This is a genomic window from Micromonospora peucetia (genome assembly GCF_900091625.1).
Lineage (GTDB): Bacteria > Actinomycetota > Actinomycetes > Mycobacteriales > Micromonosporaceae > Micromonospora > Micromonospora peucetia.
The window spans coordinates 5970600-5991038 of record NZ_FMIC01000002.1 but is presented as its reverse complement, the minus strand read 5'-3'; the positions used below and the strand labels follow the sequence as shown (position 1 = coordinate 5991038).

Below are 20439 nucleotides of genomic sequence, written 5' to 3'. Positions count from 1 at the left end.
CCCCCTCCGCTGCCGTCCCCGGCACGGAGGATCCAGGGTGGGGAAGGAAGCACCAGCTGCCTGGGGGGCGACAGCATGAGGTTCTCCGTCGTTGAGACCGGCTACGAACAGCGGCAGGTCGATTCCTGCCTGGATGAGATCGGCATCCGGTTGGCCCGGCTCGCCGCCCGGGCGGAGGGCGCAGCCAGGGCCGGTCGTGAGTGGGACGAGATCCGCGACGAGGCGACGGCGCTCCGCGGCCTGCTCCAGCGGTTGGACCTCGGCGACCCGGACCGGACCTCGCGGGACGCGGACGACGCCGAGCGGGCGGCGGTCGACCTCCTGAACCGGGCGCGGGTCGAGCTCGACGCGGCCCGGGAGGAGGCCCGGGAGGTGCGCGAGCGGGTCTACGCCGAGGCGGTGCAGGCCCGCCGGGACTTCGAGGCGGCGCTGTACGCCCGGCGACGGCGCGAGGCCCGGTTGGACCAGATCCTCGGCGGCCTGACCGACGAGTCGGTCCCGGCCGACACCCCGACCGCCGCGGCCGGGGTGCCCGGCAGCGGCGTGCCGGTGACCCGGATCGCCGCCGGTGGCGGCACGGACGCGTCCAGCGAGCCGCCGGGCGGCCGAGCCGGGTTCCGCTGACCTGTCAAGCCGTACGGAGCACTGCGTCGTCAGCCGAAAAGTCGGTTTCCCAGTCTTCCGGCGGGTGCTCAAGATGCCATTGCACGGAGCGTCGCATGGCCGCCTGCGGATCAGAGTCCTGCCATCCGAGCACATCGCGTGCCTTCTGCCCGCTGGCCAGGAGGTGCTGGCCGACGGCTCCGGAGGCGCGAAGGTCTACTGGCAGAACCTCGTCGCTGACGCGAACAAGTTCAAGATCGGCATCGGCTGCCGCGATGATCTGTTCATAGAACAGCCTCATCGGAGCAGTCTGTGCCTCGACGATGTTGAAACAATCGCCGTGCCGGTGCTCTGAGGCGAGGGCTGCGAGCACCGCTTGAGCGACGTCTCCCACGTAGACACGGCTAAACAGGAAATTGCCGGCGCCCACGGGCAGATGCGCGCGCCCACCTCGGATGCGCCGCAGGACCGGCTCGAAGCGGCGTTGGTAGTCGTGCTCGCCGTAAACCGCGCCAAGACGAAGGATCATGGCGCCAGCGGCCAGATAGATCTCCTCCAACTCGAGGTTCTCCCAGTGTGGCCCCTCCACATGGCGGACGGTGCGCAGGGCGGAGACCTCGGTCAGCGGGACGGCGTCGGTCTGCCGGCGAGACAACATACCTTCGTAGGCTCGATAGACATCGACACTGGACAGGGCGATGAGCCGGACACCCGGAGGCAGGGCCGAAAGTGCCGCTCGGGCACCCGCCCCGTTTCCCGCCGACACGTCGATCACTGCGTCCGCCTCGAATGCCGCAAAGGCTTCCCGGCGAGCCGGCCACGACTGACGCTCCCCATGGAGATGTTCCACGTCGGCGAGGCCGGCCGGCTCCGCGCGCCCTCGATGGACAACCAGCGGGGTGTGCCCGGCCGCCAACAGCGCTGCGACGATGGCCCGTCCAACGAACCAGGTTCCCCCGAGAACGATCACCCTCACGACGTTGCCACCCGCATGAGCTCACCTAAGCAGCCGCCTCACATTCCGGCAACGAACATGCCCGCGACGTCGAACGCAGGGCGCTCCGGCACCCCAATTGATCGCCAGTCGAATTACCGGACCCTGCCAGTCCTTGCGCGGCCCCCGCGACGCCGTCAGGTCACGTCAGCGCGGCGACGACCGTCGTGGCCAGCCCCTCGTGCTGGGCGTAGGCGTCGGGGAAGGCCGAGACCTGCACGGCCTGGGCGGCGCCGGCCACGCTCATCTGCTGCCAGCCCGGGACGTCCCGCAACGCCTCGTAGAAGGCGCGTGCGGCGTACGACGGGCGCATCAGCTCGCGTACGGTGCCCCAGCCGCTGCTCGGGCGCTGCTGGAACAGGCCCACCGAGTCGTGGTCGGAGCCGCTGCCCTGGTGCGGGTACCGGGTGGACTCCGGGAGCACGTCACTGGCGAGGTTGTAGAGCCTGCTCTCCTGCATCGAGGTCGCCACGGCGACGACCAGGGCCCGGCGGGGCATCTTCAGCTCGACGCCCACGTCGACGATGACCTTGGCGTTGTCCATCTGCGCCTGGGTGAGCCCGGCGACCGGGCGGGGGCGGGGCGGGGCGGTCGGCTTGCGGGGGGCCTTGCGGGTGGCCGAGGGGGTCGGCTTCGGCGTCGGGCTGGGGCTGAGCGTGGGCGAGGGTGAGACGGCCCGGTCCAGGGACCGCGAGGCCCGCTCGTCGTCGACGGCCCGCTCGGCCAGTGCCTCGGCCACGGGCTCCCGCGCGGCGTCGGCGTCCTCGCGCGTGCAGGCGAACGCGGTCGCACCGAGTAAGCAGGTCACGCCGGTGGCGAGCGCGACCCGGACGGCGGTCGGGGCGAGCAGGGCCCGGGGGCCGCGACGCCGCCGCTCCGCGGCGCGATGACGGCCGGTCGTCTGTTCGGTCGAGGCGGGATCGTCCGAGCGGGCGGCCGGTCGATCCTGGGTCAGCTTCTGGTCGAGGGGGTCGTCGGGGTGCACCCGCCGAGGCTAGAAAGGCGAGCGCGTCTTGCCATCGGCCTGGTTGGTGGCATGCGCCACAATTTGCGCCGATCCGCCGTTCGATTACACCCGATCTGCCAGCAACGCGGCGATAACCGCATGTCGAATTCTTCGCCTATATCCGATAAGCATGGCCGAATAGGGCGAATACTCGATCTTGGCTCCGCAGTCACGGGTGGGGCGGAGCCTCCACCGAACGGTGGAGTCCGTACCCGGTCGCCCGGACGATGGCGGGTTGGCCGGGACCGGCCGGGCGGTCAGTGCCGGCCGTTCTCCGCCGGGGTCACGGTGAGCCGGTGCCGGCTGCCGTCGCCGCTGGAGAAGGGCCACAGCCGGTCCGCGTGCTCGACCAGCTCGGCCAGCTGTTGCCGGGTGAGTCCCGCCGACGAGATGGAGGCGTGCACGTCGGCCCGGTACCGGCCGTCGTCGTCGCGCCCGAGCTTCGCCTCCGCGCGGACCTGCACGGTGTGCGCCTCGTCGGTGATCTCGCCCGCCGCCTCCACCGCCGCGTGGTGCAGGCAGGACGCGAAGGCGGCGGCGAGTAGTTGCTCCGGGGTGAGTCCCGAGCAGTGTGGTGCCAGCGGGGACGCCAGGGCCGTGGACAGGCCCCCGTCGTCGGTGCGCACGTGGCCGCCCTCGGCGGTCGCGGTGGCCGTCTCGTTCAGCCAGGAGCTCGATTCCGGCATCGCGTTCCTCCCTCGCTCACCCGCCCGGCTACCCGCCCCCGGTCGGGTGAAACCGCAGGTGGCCGGCGGGGGACGCCGGAACGGGAGGGGCGACGCCGACCCCGTCGACGGGGCCGGCCGGGGGATGCCGGGCCGGCCGGCGGGTGGCCGGGATGCGGGCGGCGGGGATCAGCCGGCCCGGGTGGACCAGTCAGGAAGGGGGGCGGCCTCGGTCACCTCGGCCGCCGCCCGCTCGGTCCACGGCGACATCGACGTGCCGCGCTGCCGCGGTGCCGTGGGCTGCTGCATCGGCACGTACACCCGGGCGTCCACCGCCTCCGCCAACAACAGCGCCGCCATCAGGCTGGACGGCCGCTCCGCCGGGTCGTCGGCCAGGCAGCTCGCGCACAGGTCGGCCACCTCCGGGGGCAGCCCCTCGATCTGCGGCAGCGGCCGCGGTGGTTGCCGGCGGCGTGCGCCGAGCAGTTGCGTCGCCGTTTCCGCCTGGTACGGCAGCCGCCCGGTCAGGCAGTAGTAGAGCAGCACACCGAGGGCGTACATGTCGGCGGCCGGTGTGGCCGGGGCCCGTTCCAACTGCTCGGGCGCCAGGTAGGCCGGCGTGCCGACGACCATTCCCTCCGGCGACAGGTCCGGAGTGCCGCAGGGGGTGGCGATGCCGAAGTCGAGCACCTTCACGCCGGCCGGGGTCAGGATCACGTTTGCCGGCTTGACGTCACGGTGCACGATGCCGTGCGCGTGGGCGGCGGCCAGCGCGGCGCTCACCTCGGCGCAGACCCGTACGGCGATGTGCCAGTCCAGCGGGCCGGCCCGCAGGTGCTCGGCCAGCGTCCCTCCCTCGGCCAACTCCATGACGATGTAGGGCACCTGACCGTCGGGCCCCGTCCCGCAGGTGCCGAAGTCGTGGACGAAGGCCACGTTCGGGTGCACCAGTCGGGCGGCGGAGCGCGCCTCCGCGCGGATCCGCTCCACGGAGGTGTCCTGCCCCTCCTGCCCGGGTGACATCACCTTCACCGCGACCGGCCGGTCCAGCACCGCGTCGTGGGCCCGCCAGACCTCCGACATGCCGCCGATGCCGATGCGCTGTTCGAGCCGGTACCGCCCGTCCAGCGTTCTCATCGACCGCTCCCCGCCTCTCGTGGCCCGTCCCACGACGGGTCGCCAACGCTGCGGTACCCGAGCTCCGATCAGGGCAAACCGCTGCCGGATCCGGGCGGGGCGGTCGGCGGCTGCGGTAGCTTGCGAGCCGGGGCCGGTGTCGGGCCGGTACGCGGAAAGGCGGGCGCGCGGATGAGCGAGGTGACCGTACGTTTCGTCGGCGGCCCGGCCCACGACCTGGTCCGGGCGCTGCCCGCCGAGCCGGACGGCTCCCCGCCCACGCACTGGATCCTGCGCCACCCCGACGACGCTCGGCCGCCTGCCGGCGGCGGGCCGGACCACCTCTACCAGCGCGAGCATCCGGTGGGTGGTGGCACCTGGACGATGTGCTTCGTGCACACCTACCCGGTGGGCATGACCGAATGAGACGCCAGGACGCGGGCGCGGGCCGAGCGACCCGCCCTGCCGGCCACTCGCCGCGCGCCGGGCGGGGCGGCCACTGTGGTGGCCAGCCGTCCGACCACGATCGGGTCGGCCCGCGCACAGCGGAGACACAGGTGGCACACAAGCCGGCCACAGCGCGCCGGCCCACGATGGGGCCATGGTGACTGACGGGCAGGCCGGGGCTGGTCGCATCGAGCTGCGTCGCCCGGACGGGGAGCCGGTGCGGGTGCTGGTGGTCGACGACGAGCCGACCCTGGCCGACCTGCTGTCGATGGCGCTGCGCTATGAGGGCTGGCAGGTGCGTACGGCGGGCGACGGCACGTCGGCGCTGAGCGCGGCGCGGCAGTTCCAGCCGGACGCCGTGGTGCTCGACGTGATGCTGCCCGACCTGGACGGCTTCCAGGTGCTGCGCCGGCTGCGCGAGCAGGCCCCGACGGTGCCGGTGCTCTTCCTGACCGCCCGGGACGCGGTGGAGGAACGGATCGCCGGGCTGACCGTCGGCGGCGACGACTACGTCACCAAGCCGTTCAGCCTGGAGGAGGTGATCGCCCGGCTGCGGGCGCTGCTGCGCCGCTCGGGCTTCGCCGTCGCCGCCCGCCCGGACGCGGTACTCACCGTCGGCGACCTCAGCCTCGACGAGGACAGCCACGAGGTGCGCCGCGACGGCCAGGCCGTCACCCTCACCGCCACCGAGTTCGAGCTGCTGCGCTATCTCATGCGCAACCCGCGCCGGGTGCTCAGCAAGGCGCAGATCCTCGACCGGGTCTGGAACTACGACTTCGGCGGCCAGGCCAACGTGGTGGAGCTGTACATCTCGTACCTGCGGAAGAAGATCGACGCGGGCCGGAAGCCGATGATCCACACGCTGCGCGGCGCGGGGTATGTCCTCCGGCCGGCGGAGTGAGCGGCCCGCCGGCCGGCTCCGCCGCCGGCTGGCCGGCCTGTCCCTGCGGACCCGCCTGGTGGTCATCCTGGTCGCCCTGCTGGCCCTGGTCAGCGTCGCCATCGGCGGGATCACCACGGTCGCGCTGCGGCAGTTTCTGATCGACCGGGTGGACGACCAACTGGCGCCGATGCGGACCGGTCCGGGCCGGGGCCTGCCGTCACCCCTCGACGCGCCCGGCGTGACCGCCCCGCCGGACGCGCGGATCCCCCGTGGCTTCCCGCCGGGAACGGTCTCCGCCGAGGTGGTCGACGGCCGGGTGGTCCGGGCCTGGACCCTGGTCGACCGGGAGGAGCGCGCCGTCCCCGCCGAAGACCTGGCCGGCCTCGCGGACCTGCCCACGGACGGCCGGCCCCGCACCCGCGAACTCGGGGAACACGGCGACTACCGGGTGGTGGCGCGTCAGGTTCAGGGCGGCACCGTCCGGGTGCTCGGCCTGCCGCTGTCGGGCGTGTCGGAGACCGTCTGGTGGATGGTCGCCGCGCAGGCCGGCGTGGCGACCGTGGGGTTGCTGGTCGCCGGCGGGGCCGGCGCCCTGATCGTACGGGCGACCCTGCGTCCGCTGAGCCGGGTCGCCGCCACCGCCGGGCGGGTCAGCGAGCTGCCCCTGGACCGCGGCGAGGTAGCGCTGTCGGTGCGGGTCCCGGCTGCCGACACCGACCCGCGCACCGAGGTCGGCCAGGTGGGCGCGGCACTGAACCGGATGCTGGGGCACGTCGCCGCCGCGCTCGCCGCCCGCCAGGCCAGCGAGACCCGGGTACGCCAGTTCGTCGCCGACGCCAGCCACGAGCTGCGCACCCCGCTGGCGGCCATCCGGGGGTACGCCGAGGTCGCCCGGCGTGGCCGGGACGAGGTGCCGCCCGACGTGGCCCACGCCCTGCGCCGGGTCGAGTCGGAGAGCGCCCGGATGACCAGCCTCGTCGACGACCTGCTGCTGCTCGCCCGGCTCGACTCGGGCCGGCCGCTCGCGGTCGAGCCCGTGGACCTGTCCGCCCTGGTGATGGACGCGGTCGGCGACGCGCACGTCGCGGGGCCGGAGCACCGCTGGCGGCTCGACCTGCCGGACACCGTCGTCCGGGTCCCCGGCGACCCGGCCCGGCTGCACCAGGTGCTGGCGAACCTGCTGGCCAACGCCCGGGTGCACACCCCGCCCGGCAGCACGGTCACCACCACCCTGCGGGTGGCCGGCGACGTCGCCCTGCTCGGCGTCGCCGACGATGGTCCCGGCGTGCCGCCGCAACTGCGGGCCGAGGTGTTCGAACGCTTCTCCCGGGGCGACAGTTCCCGCTCCCGGGCGCACGGCAGCACCGGCCTGGGCCTGGCCATCGTGGCCGCCGTGGTGGAGGCCCACCACGGCTCGGTCGAGCTGGACAGCCGGCCGGGCCGTACGGTGTTCACCGTCCGGCTGCCGGGCGCCACCACCGACACCTGACCGGCCCGGCCCAGGTGATGCGTGGCCGGGCCGGGGCGACCGGCGCGGGGTCCGGCCGGGTCGGCGTTCAGTCGGCCAGCAGTTCGGCGAGGGAGTGCGCGATCCGCTCCGCGTGGCGCCCGTCCGGGTCCTCGTCGGCGTTGAAGTCGGTGACGCTCATCCCGATCAGCCGTCCCGAGCGCACCAGTGGCCGGGTCAGCGCGATCAGATCGGCCCAGTCCAGGCCGCCCGGCTCCGGGTAGCTGACCGCCGGCAGCACGAGCGGGTCGAGCACGTCGAGGTCGAGGTGCAGCCAGGCGGGCGTCGTACCGACGGCGAGATCCCGGCCCACCGGCGCCGCGTCGGCGCCGCGCAGCCGGGCGGCCGGCACCAGGTGCACGGCCGGGTCGACCCGGAGGGCCTCCCTGCCCTCCGGTGCGGCCCGGTCGAGCGGGCGGTGGCCGAGCAGGTACACCTGGTCGGGGTCGACCAGCGGCCCCTCCCGGTCGAGGACCCCCGCCGGGCCGTGGTCGGTGACGATCGACAGGCCCATGTCGGCCCCCTCGCCGGTGGGCGAGGTGCGGCCGTCCTCGAAGTCCAGGTGGGCGTCGAGGAACCACAGGTCGAAGCCGGCCGGCAGCCCCTGCAACGTGCCCGGCAGGATCGCGCAGTCGCCGCCGAGGACCAGCGGGTGCCGTCCCGCGTCGAGCAGTGCGGTCACCCGGGCAGCGATCGACCGGCCGGCGCGGCGCACCTGGTCGACGCCGATCACGCCGGTCTCCGGGTCCCGGACCGGGTCGGTGATCAGGGCGTCGACCGTGCCGGCGTCCGCAGCACCCAGCAGGTCCAGCAGCCCGGCGGCCCGCAGCGCCGCGGGCGCCCGGTGTTCGCCCCGGCCGCGTCCGGAGGAGTCGAGCGGAGCGTCCAGCACCGACCATCGCACATTCGGAGGCTAGCCCGGCCGTGGCAGGCTGGGCGGCATGTACGGGGAACGTCCGGCCGGGTTCGCCGGCGCGGTGCTCTGGTCCAGCGTCACGACGGCGGGCGCCGCGCCGACCAGGGTGCTCCCCGACGGCTGCGTCGACCTGCTCTGGTCGAGCCGCTCCGGGCTGGTGGTGGCCGGGCCGGACCGCTCCGCCCACCTCAGCGGAGGCGGGCCGGCGGAGCGCTGGGTGGGGCTGCGGCTGCCGCCGGGCACCGGCCCGGCGGTGCTCGGCGTACCGGCCGTCGAGCTGCGCGACCGGCGGGTCCCCCTGGCCGACCTGTGGGGCGAGCGGGACGTCGCCCGGCTGGCCGAGCGGGTGGAGGCCGCCCCGGCCGTCGTACTGACGGAGATCGCCGTGCGGCGGCTGCGAGCGGCCGGCGGGCCCGATCCGCTGGGCGCCCGGATCGCCGCCGCCCTGGCTGCCGGCGCCACCGTGACCGCGACCGCCGCCGAAACCGGCCTCGATCCGCGCACCATGCACCGTCGGTGCCGGCACCTGTTCGGGTACGGCCCGAAGACGCTGGCCCGGATCCTGCGGATGGGGCGCGCACTGGCGCTGGCACGCGCCGGCACCCCGCTGGCCGAGGTGGCGGCCCGCTGCGGTTACGCCGACCAGGCCCACCTCACCCGGGACGTACGCGACCTGGCCGGCGTGCCGCCGACCGCCCTGCTGCCCCGCTGAGCAGGTTGTTCCTAGACCCTCGGCAATCCCGTCGGCCGGCGACCGCTGACGCTCGCGCTGTTCCCGGACGGTGTCGCACAGCCCTGCGACGAACACGTGGGGCCGGCTCCTGGCTGAGGCGCGTGGCCTGGCGCGCCGGGTTCGTCTGGCCCGGCGGGTGACGTGGCTGCCGCTGCTGGTGCTGGCCTGGCTGGAGCGGCATCCCGCGCTGCTGGTGTTCGCCTTCGGGTACCTGGCGGTGGTGCTGGTGCCGATCAACTTCGGCTGGGGAGTCCACTGGGGCGGCCGGTGGCACGACGCACCAATGCTGATCATCGGCGGCGGCGTGCTGCTGCTGGGCAGCGCCGGCTTCGGGCTGGCGCACCGGCTGCGGCGGCCCCGGTGAGCGGCCCCGACGACGCCTCGGCGCCGGACGAGGCCACACCGGCCCATCCGGTCACCGAGCTCGACGACGTGGTGCACCAACGGGTCCGGCTCGGCATCCTCACCATCGCGCACGAGGCCCGCCGGGTCGAGTTCCGCTTCCTGCGTACCCAGCTGGACCTGACCGCCGGCAACCTCTCCAAGCACCTGAGCGTGCTGGAGACGGCCGGCCTGATCCAGGTCGAGAAGGGCTACGAGGGCCGGCGCGGCCGTACCTGGATCACCCTCACCCCTGCCGGCAGCACCGCGCTCGCCGAAGAGATCGCCCAACTCAAGCAGCTCATCGCCCGCGTCGAGATCACCAACACCACGGAGGACCGATGGCCACCGCGCTGACCCGCCGACGTCGCACCTGGTGACCCGGCGTTGGGCGGCGGGCAACGCTGTTCCGGTGATTCCGATGTCCGACGTTGCCAGTGCGCGTTCAGTCCCGGGGGAGCGGGGCGAACAGGTCCACGCCGTTGCCGTCCGGGTCGAGCAGCACCGCGTACCGCTGGCCCCAGTAGGCGTCCCACGGGGGCAGGTGACCCTCGTGGCCCTCGGCCACCAGTTCCGCGTAGAGCCGGTCCACCTCGGCCGGGTCGTCGCACCGGAAGGCGAGGCTGGCCCCGCCGCCGCTGCCGGGTTTCCAGTCCGGGTCGAACGCGCGGATGGTGTCGGCGGTGTCCCAGGCCAGCCGAAGGCCCCCGGGCAGGGTGATCTCCACGTGCGGCGCGGTGTCGGCGTCCGCCGGGATGTCGAGGCCGAGCCGCCGGTAGAAGGCGAGGGAGCGGGGCAGGTCGCTGCTGACCATCCCGATGAGGTCGAGTGTCGGTGCCATGGCCTCCACGGTAGGACCGTCCGGGGCAGGCGTCTTGAACGAAACGGACACCGGACGGAGTGCCGGGTGTGGCCCTCACGATCGGGACGATCGGCGTAGCGTGTGAGACAAGTCCGGCTTTCCAGGCAAAACCCGTAAAAGGGTCATGCCTGCGTACGCCGGTGGCGAGACGCGAGGGAAGGAGCAGACGGTGGAACACCTGGCCTACCTGGACGCGGGGTCTGGCAGCCTGATCGTGCAGGCGGTGGTCGGCGGGGTGGCCGGCGCCGCGGTGGCGGCCAAGCTCTACTGGCGGCGACTGGTCGACCGGTTCCGCCGCCAGCCCACCGACCAGCGCTGACCCGGCCGATGGGGAACCCCCGCACCGGTCTGCGCACCGAGCCAGGCTCCTTCCGTGACCCCGCCAACCGGGTCTTCCATCTCGACGGCGACGTGCTGCGAGGGCTGGACGAGCAGGCCGCCGGGGACTGGCGTGCCCTGGCCACCAGCGAGTTCTTCCCGCCGCTGCTCGCCGCCGGCAAGGTGTGCGGCACCGAGGCGGTCGAGCCGCCGGCCGTGCCGTCGGGGGACCGGTGGGCCGCCGTCCTCCGTCACGAGCGCATCCCGTTCGTCTCCCACCCGTACGAGTGGTCCTTCACCATGCTCCGCGACGCGGCGCTGCTGCACCTGGAGATCCTGCGGGCGGCGCTGCCGGCCGGCTTCACCACCAAGGACGGCTCGGCCTACAACCTCCAGTGGCGGGGTGCCGAACCGGTCTTCATCGACGTCGGCTCGTTCACCCCGGCACGCGACGGCGAGCCCTGGGCCGGGTACCGGCAGTTCTGTCAGACGCTGCTCTACCCGCTGCTGCTCGGCGCCCACCTCGGGCTGGACTTCCAGCCCTGGCTGCGCGCCCGGGTCGACGGCATCGAGCCCGACCAGATGCGTCGACTGTTCGGCGGCACCCGCCGGTTGCTGCCCGGCGTGCTCACCCACGTGCACCTGCACGGCGCGATGCAGCGGCGCAACGCGCGGGCCAGCACCGCCGACGTCCGATCCCAGCTGCGGGCGGCCGGCTACTCCCGGGAGCTGGCGCTGGCCACCGTACGCGGGATCGAGAAGCTCGTCCGGCGGCTGGAACACCGTCCGGCGGCCAGCCACTGGGTCGACTACCAGCGCACCTGCGCCTACACGGCGGACGACCGGGCCGCGAAGGAACGCTTCGTCGCCGAGGCGCTGGCCGACGGCCCGCGGCCCCGCCTGGCCCTGGACCTCGGCGCCAACGACGGCCGGTACGCCCGGCTCGCCTCCCGGCACGCCGACTACGTCGTAGCGGTCGAGCAGGACCCGGCCGTGGTGGACGGGCTCTACCGGGAACTGCGCGCGCAGGGGGAGCGGCGGATCCTGCCCCTGGTGATGGACCTCGCCGACCCGTCGCCCGGCGGCGGTTGGCGTGGCGTCGAGCGGGCCTCGTTCGCCGACCGGGCCGGCGCCGACGCGGTGCTCGCCCTGGCCGTGGTGCACCACCTGGCGATCGGGCGAAACGTGCCGCTGCCCGAGGTACTCGACTGGCTCGTCGGGCTCGCCGCCCCCGGCGCCCGCGTGGTGGTGGAGTTCGTCCACCCGGAGGACCCGATGGCCCGACGGCTGCTGGCCAACAAGCCCGAGGGGCTCTTCCCCGACTACCGGCCGGCCGAGTTCGAGCGGCTGCTCGCCGCACGCTGCCGGATCGCGCGCCGGCTCGACCTGCCCTCGGGCACCCGGACGCTCTACACGGCGGTCGTGGGTGGCTGAGCCGCCGCCCGACCCGCCCACCCCGCAGCCGGCACCCGACCCGGCCGGTGGGTCCGGTCCCGGTGACCTGCCCGGCCAGCCCGCTTCCGGCAATCCGGCCGGTGGGTCCGGTCCCGGTGACCCGTCCGGCCGGTCCGGTCCCGGCGGCTCAGCGGGCCGGCACGACCGGGCCGGACGGGCCGGCTGGCTGGCCGAACTCGGCCGGCTGGCCGAGGTGACAGGGCTGGTCGGGCTCGTGGTCACCCAGCCGTTGCTGGACGTCCTCGGGCGCAGCCCCGACTTCTTCCTGTTCCACCGGGCGGACCGCGGGGAGATCCTGCTGCTGGTGGCGCTGGTCGCGCTGGTGCCCACCGTCGCCGTGGCGTTGCTCGGCGCGCTGTCCCGGCTGGCCGGACGCACCACCCGGTCGGCGACACACACCCTGCTGGTCGGCCTGTTGCTCGCCGCGTTGGCTGTGCAGGTCGGCCGGCACGGTACGCCGCTGCGGGGCGTACCGCTGCTGCTGCTCGCCGCGCTGGCCGGCGCCGCCGGGGCCGCCGCGCACCGGCGGTGGCGCGCGCCCGGGCGCGCGCTGCGGCTGGCGGCGGCCGGACCACTGCTCTTCGTCGGGTTGTTCGTGTTCGCCTCGCCCACCTCGACGGTGGTGCTGCCCCGGGGCGAGGGCGGCGCCACCGGGGTGGCCGGGCCCGGCAACCATCCGCCGGTGGTCGTGCTGGTCCTCGACGAGCTGCCCCTGGTCTCCCTGCTCGGCCCGGACGGGCGGATCGACGCCGCCCGGTTCCCGCACTTCGCCGAGCTGGCCGGCGGCTCCACCTGGTACCGCAACGCCACCGGTGTCAGCGGCTGGACGCCCTACGCGCTGCCGGCGATGCTCACCGGCCGGTACCCGCAGCGGGAGTCGGCGCCGCACTACTCGCAGTACCCGGACAACCTCTTCACCGCCTTCGGCGGCCTGTACGACGTCCGCGCCGAGGAGAGCATCACCCGGCTCTGCCCGCCCAGCCGCTGCGAGCAGCCGGTCAGCCCGGAGCAGGGGATGGGCGTGCTCCTCCGGCAGGCCGGCGGGCTGCTGCGCCAGGTGACCGCCCCGGTCGACAGCCGGGTCGACCCGGAGGACTCGTACCGCGAGCGCACCCGCGCGGAGGCGGGCATCGACGCCGCCGAGCCGGTGCCGGCGGACCCGAAGTTCCGCTGGGACAGCCTGAACGACAACCAGCCGGCCCGGTTCACCAGCTTCCTCGCCGGGCTGCGGCCGGCGTCCCGGCCCACCCTGCACTTCCTGCACCTGTTGATGCCGCACTCACCGTGGGCGTACCTGCCGTCGGGGGTGCGCTACGACGCCCCGGACGACCTGCCGAACGACGGCGACGGCTGGACGGAACTGGCCCGCCAGCGGCACCTCGCACAGCTCGGCTACACCGACCGGCTGATCGGGGAGACGCTGCGCACCCTGCGGGCCACCGGACTCTACGACCAGTCCCTGCTGGTGGTCACCGCCGACCACGGCGTCAGTTTCACCCCGGGCGTGCAGGGCCGGGGGATGGACGCCATCCGGGCCGCCCCCGGCGAGGTCGCCTGGGTGCCGACGTTCGTCAAGACCCCGGGCCAGCGCGCCGGGCGGATAGACGACCGGAACTGGCAGCATGTCGACCTGCTGCCCACCATCGCCGACGAGGCGGCCATCCGGCTCCCGTGGCCGGTCGACGGCCGGTCCGCCCGGCAGACCCCGCGCGCCGAGGCGGGCAAGGTCTTCCACGATCGCCCCGGCCAGCCGATCCCGATCACCGGCGGCGTGCCGGCCCCGATCGCACCGCCCGCGCCCCACCCGCTGGTGGGCACCGCCGTCGGAGACCGTCCGACCGACGGCACCGCCCGCGTCGCCGACCTGGCCGGCTTCGGTGCGGTCGACCCGGACACCGGGCGGCTGCCGGCCGCCGTCTGGGGCGACGTGCCGGACGAGGTGCCCGACGGCACGCCGCTGGCGGTCGCCGTCAACGGCCGGGTCGGCGCGGTCGTCCCGGTGGTACCCCGTGACGCCGGCGGGCGCCGGTTCGCCGCCCTGCTCGCCGACGACCGGCTCTTCCACGCCGGCACCAACCGCCTCGACGTCTACCGCGTCGCCCCCGACGGCACCCTGCGCCGCCTCACCCTCTCCTGACCCCACCCCACCCCCGCCGGCCCCCGGCCCCGGTGCTGATGGTGTCGATCATGAGGGTTGCGTCCCGGAACGCGCTTGCCCAAGACGTAAACCTCATGATCACCGTGCGGGGGCGAGGGTAGCCGGGGGCTGGCGGGGGCGGCGGGGGCGCGCGGGGCGGTAGCGTTCCCATGCCTCGTCACCGGCCTTGTGCCTGAAATGGGCGGGTTTCCCGGCCGGCTGGCCGGGAAACGGGTGACGCATGCCTCACCGCCGAACCACGACGGGCGGTATCTCCTCGACCGTGATTACGGTAAAAGCGAAGGCAATTCAACGCAGATCTGCCGGCGAAGCGAGGGAAACATGACGGAAGTCAAGCTCGATCACCCCGGTGGGCAGCTTTCGATGCCGGTGCAATCCGCGGTCGAGGGCCCCGCCGGCATCGGGGTGGGCAAGCTGCTGAAGGAAACCGGGATGACGACGTACGACCCCGGTTTCGTGAACACCGCGGCCTGCTCGTCTGCCATCACCTACATCGACGGCGACGCGGGGATCCTGCGTTACCGCGGGTACCCGATCGAGCAGCTCGCGGAGAAGTCCTCCTTCCTGGAGGTCTCCTACCTGCTGATCTACGGTGAGCTGCCGACCCAGCAGCAGCTGACCGAGTTCACCGAGCGGGTCCGGCGGCACTCGCTGCTGCACGAGGAGATGCGCCGCTTCTTCGACGGCTTCCCGCGCGACGCGCACCCGATGGCCGTACTCTCCTCGGCCGTCAGCGCCATCTCCACCTTCTACCAGGACAGCCTGGACCCGTTCGACTCCTCGCACGTGGAGATGTCCACGGTGCGGCTGATGGCGAAGGTCCCCACCATCGCCTCGTACGCCTACAAGAAGTCGATCGGCCAGCCGCTGCTGTACCCGGACAACTCGCTGGGCTACGTGGAGAACTTCCTGCGGGGGACCTTCGGCGTGCCGGCGGAGCAGTACGAGGTCGACCCGGTGATGGCCAAGGTGCTGGACATGCTGTTCATCCTGCACGCCGACCACGAGCAGAACTGCTCCACGTCGACCGTGCGGCTGGTCGGCTCCAGCAACGCCAACCTCTTCGCCTCGGTCTCCGCCGGTGTGAACGCGCTGTTCGGCCCGCTGCACGGCGGCGCCAACCAGGCTGTTCTGGAGATGCTGGAGAAGATCCAGGCCGATGGTGGCGACGTCGGGTCCTTCGTACGCAAGGTGAAGGACAAGCAGGACGGCGTGAAGCTGATGGGCTTCGGCCACCGGGTCTACAAGAACTACGACCCGCGCGCGGCGATCGTGAAGAAGGCGGCCCAGGACGTGCTCGGCCGGATGGCCAAGCCGGACCCGCTGCTGGACATCGCCATGCAGCTGGAGGAGATCGCCCTCGCCGACGACTTCTTCGTCTCCCGTAAGCTCTACCCGAACGTGGACTTCTACACCGGCCTGATCTACAAGGCGATGGGCTTCCCGACGAAGATGTTCACGGTGCTCTTCGCGCTGGGCCGGCTCCCGGGCTGGATCGCCCAGTGGCGCGAGATGATCAACGACCCGGAGACCAAGATCGGTCGCCCGCGGCAGCTCTACACCGGTGCTCCCGAGCGGGACTACGCCCCGTTCGACCAGCGCTGAGTTCCACCTCGTACCGACGGCGGAGGCCGCCGACCCGCACCGGGTCGGCGGCCTCCGCCGTGTCGCGCTCCGCACCCACCGCCGGCGACCGCCGGTGGGGAAGGGCCATTCCTCCACGAAAGCAATAGGAGGTGCCCTTCCTTACAACTCAGCGCAGGCCGGCGGCGGCCAGCAGGTTGCCCTCGGCGACAGCCGGTAGGCCGCGGGTCCGGGTCACCCGTTCGGCGGCGAACGCCCCGGCGGTGGTGATCGCCGCCGCGTAGGCGGCGGCCGTACGCTGCGCGATGGCCGACCAGCCGTACCGCTCGTGCACCATGACGCGGGCCCGGCGGGCGAGTTCACGGGCCCGGTCCCGGTCCGACAGCAGCGCGTCGACGGCGTCGGTCAGCCCGTCCGGGTCGTGCGGCCGGAAGGTCATCCCGGTGACGCCGGGCTCGACGATCTCGGCCAGCCCGCCGGTGGCGGCGACGGCCAGGGGTGCGCCGGCGGCGGCGCCCTCCAGGGCCACCATGCCGAACGGCTCGTAGATGCTCGGCACGGCGAAGCAGTCCGACGCGGCCATCACGGCGGGCAGGTCGGTGCCGCCGAGGAAGCCCGGCAGGCTGACCGTGCCGCCGAGACCCAGGCGGTGCACCTCGGCCTCCAGTTCGCCGCGGTACGGACCGTCGCCGACGATGACGGCGCGCAGCCCGGGGTGCCGCTCGCGCAGCCGGGGCAGACCGGCGATCAGGTGCTGCACGCCCTTCTCGTAGACCAGCCGGCCGGCGAAGGTGACCAGCGGTCCGTCCCCGGCGAACCGGGCGCGGGCCTTGGCCACCGCGGCGGCCGGGACCCGCCAGCGGTGCGGCTCCACCCCGTTGGGCACCACGTCGACCCGGCCGGCCGGTACGCCGAACAGCCCGGTCACCTCGTCGCGCATGTAGCCGGAGCAGACGATCACCCGGCCCGACTCGCCGGCCAGCCACTGCTCGACGCCGTGGATGGTGCGGTTCATCTCCTCGGGAAGCCAGCCCTGGTGCCGGCCGGCCTCGGTGGCGTGGATGGTGCTGACCAGCGGGATGTCCAGGTGTTCGCGCAGGGTCATCGCGGTGTGTGCGACGAGCCAGTCGTGGGCGTGGATGACGTCGTAGCAGCCGGCCTCGGTGGCGCGTAGCGCGGCGCGGGTGAGGGTGTGGTTGAACGCCATGGTCCAGGCCAGCAGGGAGGAGGTGGCCAGTGGGAAGGTGACCGGGTCCTCGGCGGCGCGGACGATTCGGACGCCGTCGGCGTACTCCTCCAGGGGTGCGCCGTCGGCGTGCCGGGTGACGACGGTGACCTCGTGCCCGGCGGCGGCCAGGGCCACCGACAGGGCGTGCACGTGCCGGCCCAGGCCACCGACCAGGACCGGCGGGTACTCCCAGGAGAGCATGAGGATGCGGCGGGTCTGCGGGGGCGTGCCCGATCCGGCCTGCGTCGGGACCTGGGGCCGGGAGGTGAGGGTGGGCCGGTGGATCCGGCCCGGGTTGGTGGTGGGCTGCTCGTCGACCCGCAGGGTCGTCACATCAATCTCCGTCCAGGCATGGTGGAACGCGCCGGCATCGGTGGCGGCGAGACAGTGGTGGGAGTGGCCGAGAGGCCGAGGGGGAGACGCGCGGGCGCGCCCCGCGAACAAGCAAAGGGCATCGAGCCCGATTGCGCATCTCGAAAAGGGCCAAGGTGACGGAGGACACCCGAAGGTTCAGGTCGGGTCAGTCGGGTGGATCTGCCATCGACGACACCGGCCGCCGACCCCGCTCAGGGGACGGCGGCCGGTGTCGTGGGTCGGCGGGCCACTCAGTGGTGGTGGTCCTCCTCGTGGGCGGTCTCCGGCAGGCTGCCGAGCACCTTGTTGATCACGTGGATGCGGGCGCCGGTGACCTGGTAGTCGGCGCAGATCGTCTCGGCCCGGTCGGCCAGCCGGGCTCCCGGCTCGGCCGCGGTGACGGCGAGAGTGGTGCCGGCGAGGGTGGTGACGGAGCCGGCGGCCACCAGTTCGGCGACCGGGCGCGCCCCGGCGACCAGGTGGTCCCGCAGCAGCCCGCGCAGCGTGTCGGTGTCCTTGAGCAGCAGCTCGTCGAGATTGGCGGTGGAGAACTTGGCCCGGAAGGCGTCGTCGGTCGGGGCGAGGATGGTCAGCCCTCCGGCGGCGGAGAGTTCCTTGCCCATCCCGGTGGCCCGGACCGCCGCCTCGAACGTGGTGAGCACGGGAATCCAGGTGAGGGCCTGGTCGGGGGACTGGTTCACGAGCGAGCCCGGGCTACCCGGCTCGGTGCCCGAGGGCAGTGCGTCGCAGAGCGGTCCGCTGACGGCGACCGGTGCGGTGTCGCCGGTGCGCTGCGTCGCGGAGGGCCGGTCCTGCGACGAGCCGGTGCACCCGGTGGCCGCGAGCAGAAGGGCCAGGGCCGCCCCGGTCGCCGCCCGCCGGCGGCGGACGACCCGGGTCAGGGGTCCGGGGCGCGGCCCCGGGGTGCGGGTGTCGGTCACGTCTTCTCCACTCCAGAACCGTACGCAAGGGTGCCGGCAGGTCGGCGGACCGCCGACCTGCCGGCACCTCGTTCAGGCGGGAATCAGCAGGTCACAGCCGTGCGCACTGGCCCAACTTCAGGCCCCGCACGGTGTTGGCGACCTCCATGTTCATCGGCGCCGCGGCGTTGCCGAGGCAGGTCAGCGAGCCCTTGACGGTGTTGCCGGCCACCAGCGGGGCCGTGCCCTTGCCGGCGGAGACGCCGACCAGGCCGGTCAGCTCGTTGCCGACCAGGACGACCGGGCCCTGGGTGGCGGTGGCGAGCACCAGGCCCTTGACCGTGCTGTCGGTGATGAAGACCCCGGCAGCGCCGACGGCGTTCACCGGACCGTTGAGCGAGCTGCCGTTGACGATCAGCGTGGCGCCGGGGCGCACCTGGATCGGTCCCCGGACGGTGGCACCGTCGAGGCAGGCGACGCCGGAGACGACCAGCGGACCGTTGCGGGTGCCGGTCAGGGTGGGGGCGATCCGCTCACCGGCGACCAGGCCCTCGACGGCCTGCTCGTCGAGCAGCAGCGGGATCAGGCCCCGCTGCGGCTGGGACAGCGGAACCAGGTAGCCGTCGGCGACCTTGACCACCTGCCAGCCGTGGGCGGCGATGCGCTGCGCGGCGGTGGTGCGCTTGCCGTCCGGACCGTCGGTACGCGCACCGTTGTACTGCTCCTCGGTCAGCTTGTACGCGCACGGCGGCTGCTCGAGGATCCGCTCGGGGGTGGGGGCGTCCACGGGCGGCGGGGCCTCACCCGGGTGCGGGGCGGGGTACGCCTCGATCTTCCGGGAGCCCCGGAACACGATCCGTCCCTCGTTGGCGGACTGGAACGTGATCGCCTCGGCGCGGGCCTTGGTGATGTCCTTGACGCTGGCGCCGTGGTACTTGAAGAACTCGTTGAACGTCCACAGCGCGGAGTACGTCTTGCGCCGGCGGTTGTTCGCGGTGTTGCTCTCGTCCGGCCGCGTCGGGCCGCCGGAGCTGCGCAGCTCCAGCAGGGAGTTGACGACGTTCTTCAGGCCGAGGGTGTTGCGCAGGATGGTCTCTTCGCTGAGGCCCACCGTGGCGTTGGAGGTGCAGCCGTACGGGCAGGCCCACCAGCCGTCCTTGGCGCCCTGGCCGTACATGTGGCCTTCGATCATGTCCTGCGACTCGTCGAAGATCCCCTGCGCCACGTTCTGGTGCCGAGGCGGCAGCATCGGCAGGTCACCGGTGTTGGCGTTGCCGTACTCGTGGCCGTCGTAGCCGGCGATCGGCCGGTAGTCGCGGACCATCTCGGCGAGGGCGCGGGTCTCCGGCTGGCGGATCAGCGAGTGGTCCCGGTTGAGGTCCTGACCGGTGGAGTTGCCGCGGGTGTTGTTGGCCCGCCCGTCGCCGTTGAGCGTCGGCACGATCAGCATGGTGGTCTTCGACAGCAGGTCGAGGGTCTTGCTGTCCTTGGAGAAGGCCAACTGCCGGGCCATGATCAGGCAGGCCTCGCGGTCGCCCGGCTCGTTGCCGTGCACGTTGCAGTTGACCATCAGGGGGTTGGTCGCGGCCACGGCGCTCGGGGTCGCCGGCGGCTTGGGGTAGCCGATGACCAGCATGTTGATCGGCCGGTCCTGGACGGTGCGACCGATCTCCACCACCCGGACGCGGTCGCTGGCCGCGTCGATCGCGGCGGTGTACGCGTACTCGTTGACGTCGCTGGTGTACTGCGCGCCCAGGGTGTCCTCCCACTGGGTACGCAGGTTCTCACCCGGCGTGCCCGGGTTGCCCCAGTGGGCCCGGGTGTCGCCGCTGACCGGTGCGGAGAAGGGCTGGGCCTCGGTGCCGAAGCGGGCCCGGACCCGCCACTGGAAGCGGCTGCCGGGAACGAAGCCGGCGTCGGCGAAGGTCGGCTCGGTGTTGTTGATCTGGCGGTTGGGGCGCCAGACACCGGTGATCACCGGTGTGCCGGGGGTGCCGTCCTCGGCGTAGGGGGTCCGCTCGATCTGGTAGTCGGTGGCACCGTCCACCAGGGTCCACGCCAGCGTGGCGTATCCGTCGCCCTGGGTGACCTTGAGGCCCTGCACCTGGTTCGGCTCCGCCTGCTGCTGGGCCGCGGTGAGCTGCGGCTGCGCCTGAGCGGGCACCGCCGTCGCCACCATGGTGGCGGCGAGCAGGGCGGAGAACACACCTGCCGTTGTCCGTCTGTATCGCAAAGGGGGATCTCCAAACAGGAGGTTGGCTGGGGTTGTGCCTCAGCACACTCGCACGGGGCCCACCGTTGGCGCATCA

The 20439-nt window shown here is 73.4% G+C and carries 20 protein-coding genes; 11 read left to right on the top strand and 9 right to left on the bottom strand.

The genetic code is table 11. From position 1 onward, the window contains the following. Positions 1-75 precede the first annotated feature (75 nt). The gene (locus tag GA0070608_RS27005; RefSeq protein WP_091631369.1) at positions 76-624 is read left to right on the top strand and encodes an ATPase; all 549 of its coding nucleotides are present in this window, start codon (positions 76-78) and stop codon (positions 622-624) included. Between the two features lie 4 nt (positions 625-628). Here the strand turns inward: GA0070608_RS27005 and GA0070608_RS27000 are convergent, their stop codons facing one another. From GA0070608_RS27000 to GA0070608_RS26985, 4 genes are all read right to left on the bottom strand, one after another. Further along, a complete protein-coding gene (locus GA0070608_RS27000) occupies positions 629-1573 on the bottom strand; it encodes an NAD-dependent epimerase/dehydratase family protein (protein ID WP_176733856.1) in 945 nt (314 codons plus the stop codon). A gap of 166 nt (positions 1574-1739) precedes the next feature. Continuing rightward, entirely contained in the window at positions 1740-2582 is an 843-nt protein-coding gene (locus GA0070608_RS26995) for a hypothetical protein (RefSeq protein WP_091631365.1), read from the bottom strand. A gap of 278 nt (positions 2583-2860) precedes the next feature. Further along, entirely contained in the window at positions 2861-3289 is a 429-nt protein-coding gene (locus GA0070608_RS26990; protein ID WP_091631363.1) for an OsmC family protein, read from the bottom strand. A 168-nt stretch (positions 3290-3457) separates the two neighbouring features. Continuing rightward, positions 3458-4405 carry a serine/threonine-protein kinase gene (locus tag GA0070608_RS26985; protein WP_091631361.1) on the bottom strand — a complete coding sequence of 316 codons (948 nt, stop codon included), beginning with the start codon at positions 4403-4405 and terminating at the stop codon, positions 3458-3460. 171 nt (positions 4406-4576) lie between these two features. On the opposite strand from GA0070608_RS26985, the gene GA0070608_RS26980 reads away from it, so the two are divergent. The 3 genes from GA0070608_RS26980 to GA0070608_RS26970 all read left to right on the top strand — a co-directional run bounded on the left by GA0070608_RS26980 (position 4577) and on the right by GA0070608_RS26970 (position 7203). Next, complete coding sequence (locus GA0070608_RS26980; protein WP_091631358.1) at positions 4577-4810, top strand: hypothetical protein; 234 nt, start codon at positions 4577-4579, stop codon at positions 4808-4810. 175 nt (positions 4811-4985) lie between these two features. Beyond that, positions 4986-5732: a response regulator transcription factor gene (locus GA0070608_RS26975; protein ID WP_091631354.1), complete on the top strand. Its 747-nt coding sequence runs from the start codon at positions 4986-4988 to the stop codon at positions 5730-5732. After that, entirely contained in the window at positions 5710-7203 is a 1494-nt protein-coding gene (locus GA0070608_RS26970; RefSeq protein WP_091631352.1) for a sensor histidine kinase, read from the top strand. Before GA0070608_RS26975 ends, GA0070608_RS26970 begins: the two co-directional genes overlap by 23 nt. Positions 7204-7270: 67 nt before the next feature. Here the strand turns inward: GA0070608_RS26970 and GA0070608_RS26965 are convergent, their stop codons facing one another. Continuing rightward, on the bottom strand, positions 7271-8125 hold the full coding sequence (locus tag GA0070608_RS26965; RefSeq protein WP_091631350.1) for an arginase family protein: 855 nt from the start codon (positions 8123-8125) through the stop codon (positions 7271-7273). A 37-nt stretch (positions 8126-8162) separates the two neighbouring features. Between GA0070608_RS26965 and GA0070608_RS26960 the strand changes: the two genes are divergently transcribed. The 3 genes from GA0070608_RS26960 (at position 8163) to GA0070608_RS26950 (ending at position 9608) form a co-directional block, all read left to right on the top strand. Beyond that, entirely contained in the window at positions 8163-8849 is a 687-nt protein-coding gene (locus GA0070608_RS26960) for a helix-turn-helix domain-containing protein (protein ID WP_091631347.1), read from the top strand. Positions 8850-9006: 157 nt separating this feature from the next. Then, a complete protein-coding gene (locus tag GA0070608_RS26955; RefSeq protein ID WP_091631344.1) occupies positions 9007-9234 on the top strand; it encodes a hypothetical protein in 228 nt (75 codons plus the stop codon). Continuing rightward, entirely contained in the window at positions 9231-9608 is a 378-nt protein-coding gene (locus GA0070608_RS26950; RefSeq protein WP_091631341.1) for a winged helix-turn-helix domain-containing protein, read from the top strand. Before GA0070608_RS26955 ends, GA0070608_RS26950 begins: the two co-directional genes overlap by 4 nt. An 88-nt stretch (positions 9609-9696) precedes the next feature. Here GA0070608_RS26950 and GA0070608_RS26945 read toward each other — a convergent pair whose 3' ends face one another. After that, on the bottom strand, positions 9697-10092 hold the full coding sequence (locus tag GA0070608_RS26945; protein ID WP_091636271.1) for a VOC family protein: 396 nt from the start codon (positions 10090-10092) through the stop codon (positions 9697-9699). A gap of 190 nt (positions 10093-10282) precedes the next feature. On the opposite strand from GA0070608_RS26945, the gene GA0070608_RS32850 reads away from it, so the two are divergent. From GA0070608_RS32850 to GA0070608_RS26930, 4 genes are all read left to right on the top strand, one after another. Beyond that, positions 10283-10432, top strand: coding sequence for a hypothetical protein (locus GA0070608_RS32850; RefSeq protein ID WP_165947858.1), 150 nt, complete (start codon positions 10283-10285; stop codon positions 10430-10432). An 8-nt stretch (positions 10433-10440) separates the two neighbouring features. Beyond that, the gene (locus GA0070608_RS26940) at positions 10441-11865 is read left to right on the top strand and encodes a class I SAM-dependent methyltransferase (protein WP_091631339.1); all 1425 of its coding nucleotides are present in this window, start codon (positions 10441-10443) and stop codon (positions 11863-11865) included. Between the two features lie 67 nt (positions 11866-11932). Then, entirely contained in the window at positions 11933-14023 is a 2091-nt protein-coding gene (locus tag GA0070608_RS26935; protein WP_091636268.1) for a sulfatase-like hydrolase/transferase, read from the top strand. Between the two features lie 342 nt (positions 14024-14365). Then, positions 14366-15649 carry a citrate synthase gene (locus tag GA0070608_RS26930; RefSeq protein ID WP_091631337.1) on the top strand — a complete coding sequence of 428 codons (1284 nt, stop codon included), beginning with the start codon at positions 14366-14368 and terminating at the stop codon, positions 15647-15649. 148 nt (positions 15650-15797) lie between these two features. Here GA0070608_RS26930 and GA0070608_RS26925 read toward each other — a convergent pair whose 3' ends face one another. The 3 genes from GA0070608_RS26925 to GA0070608_RS26915 form a co-directional block, all read right to left on the bottom strand. Then, positions 15798-17189 carry a glycosyltransferase family 4 protein gene (locus GA0070608_RS26925; protein WP_091631334.1) on the bottom strand — a complete coding sequence of 464 codons (1392 nt, stop codon included), beginning with the start codon at positions 17187-17189 and terminating at the stop codon, positions 15798-15800. Between the two features lie 272 nt (positions 17190-17461). Further along, positions 17462-18151, bottom strand: a complete 690-nt coding sequence (locus GA0070608_RS26920; RefSeq protein ID WP_091631331.1) for a fasciclin domain-containing protein — start codon at positions 18149-18151, stop codon at positions 17462-17464. A gap of 91 nt (positions 18152-18242) precedes the next feature. Continuing rightward, the gene (locus tag GA0070608_RS26915; protein ID WP_245715963.1) at positions 18243-20336 is read right to left on the bottom strand and encodes a M14 family metallopeptidase; all 2094 of its coding nucleotides are present in this window, start codon (positions 20334-20336) and stop codon (positions 18243-18245) included. Between the last annotated feature and the right edge of the window lie 103 nt (positions 20337-20439).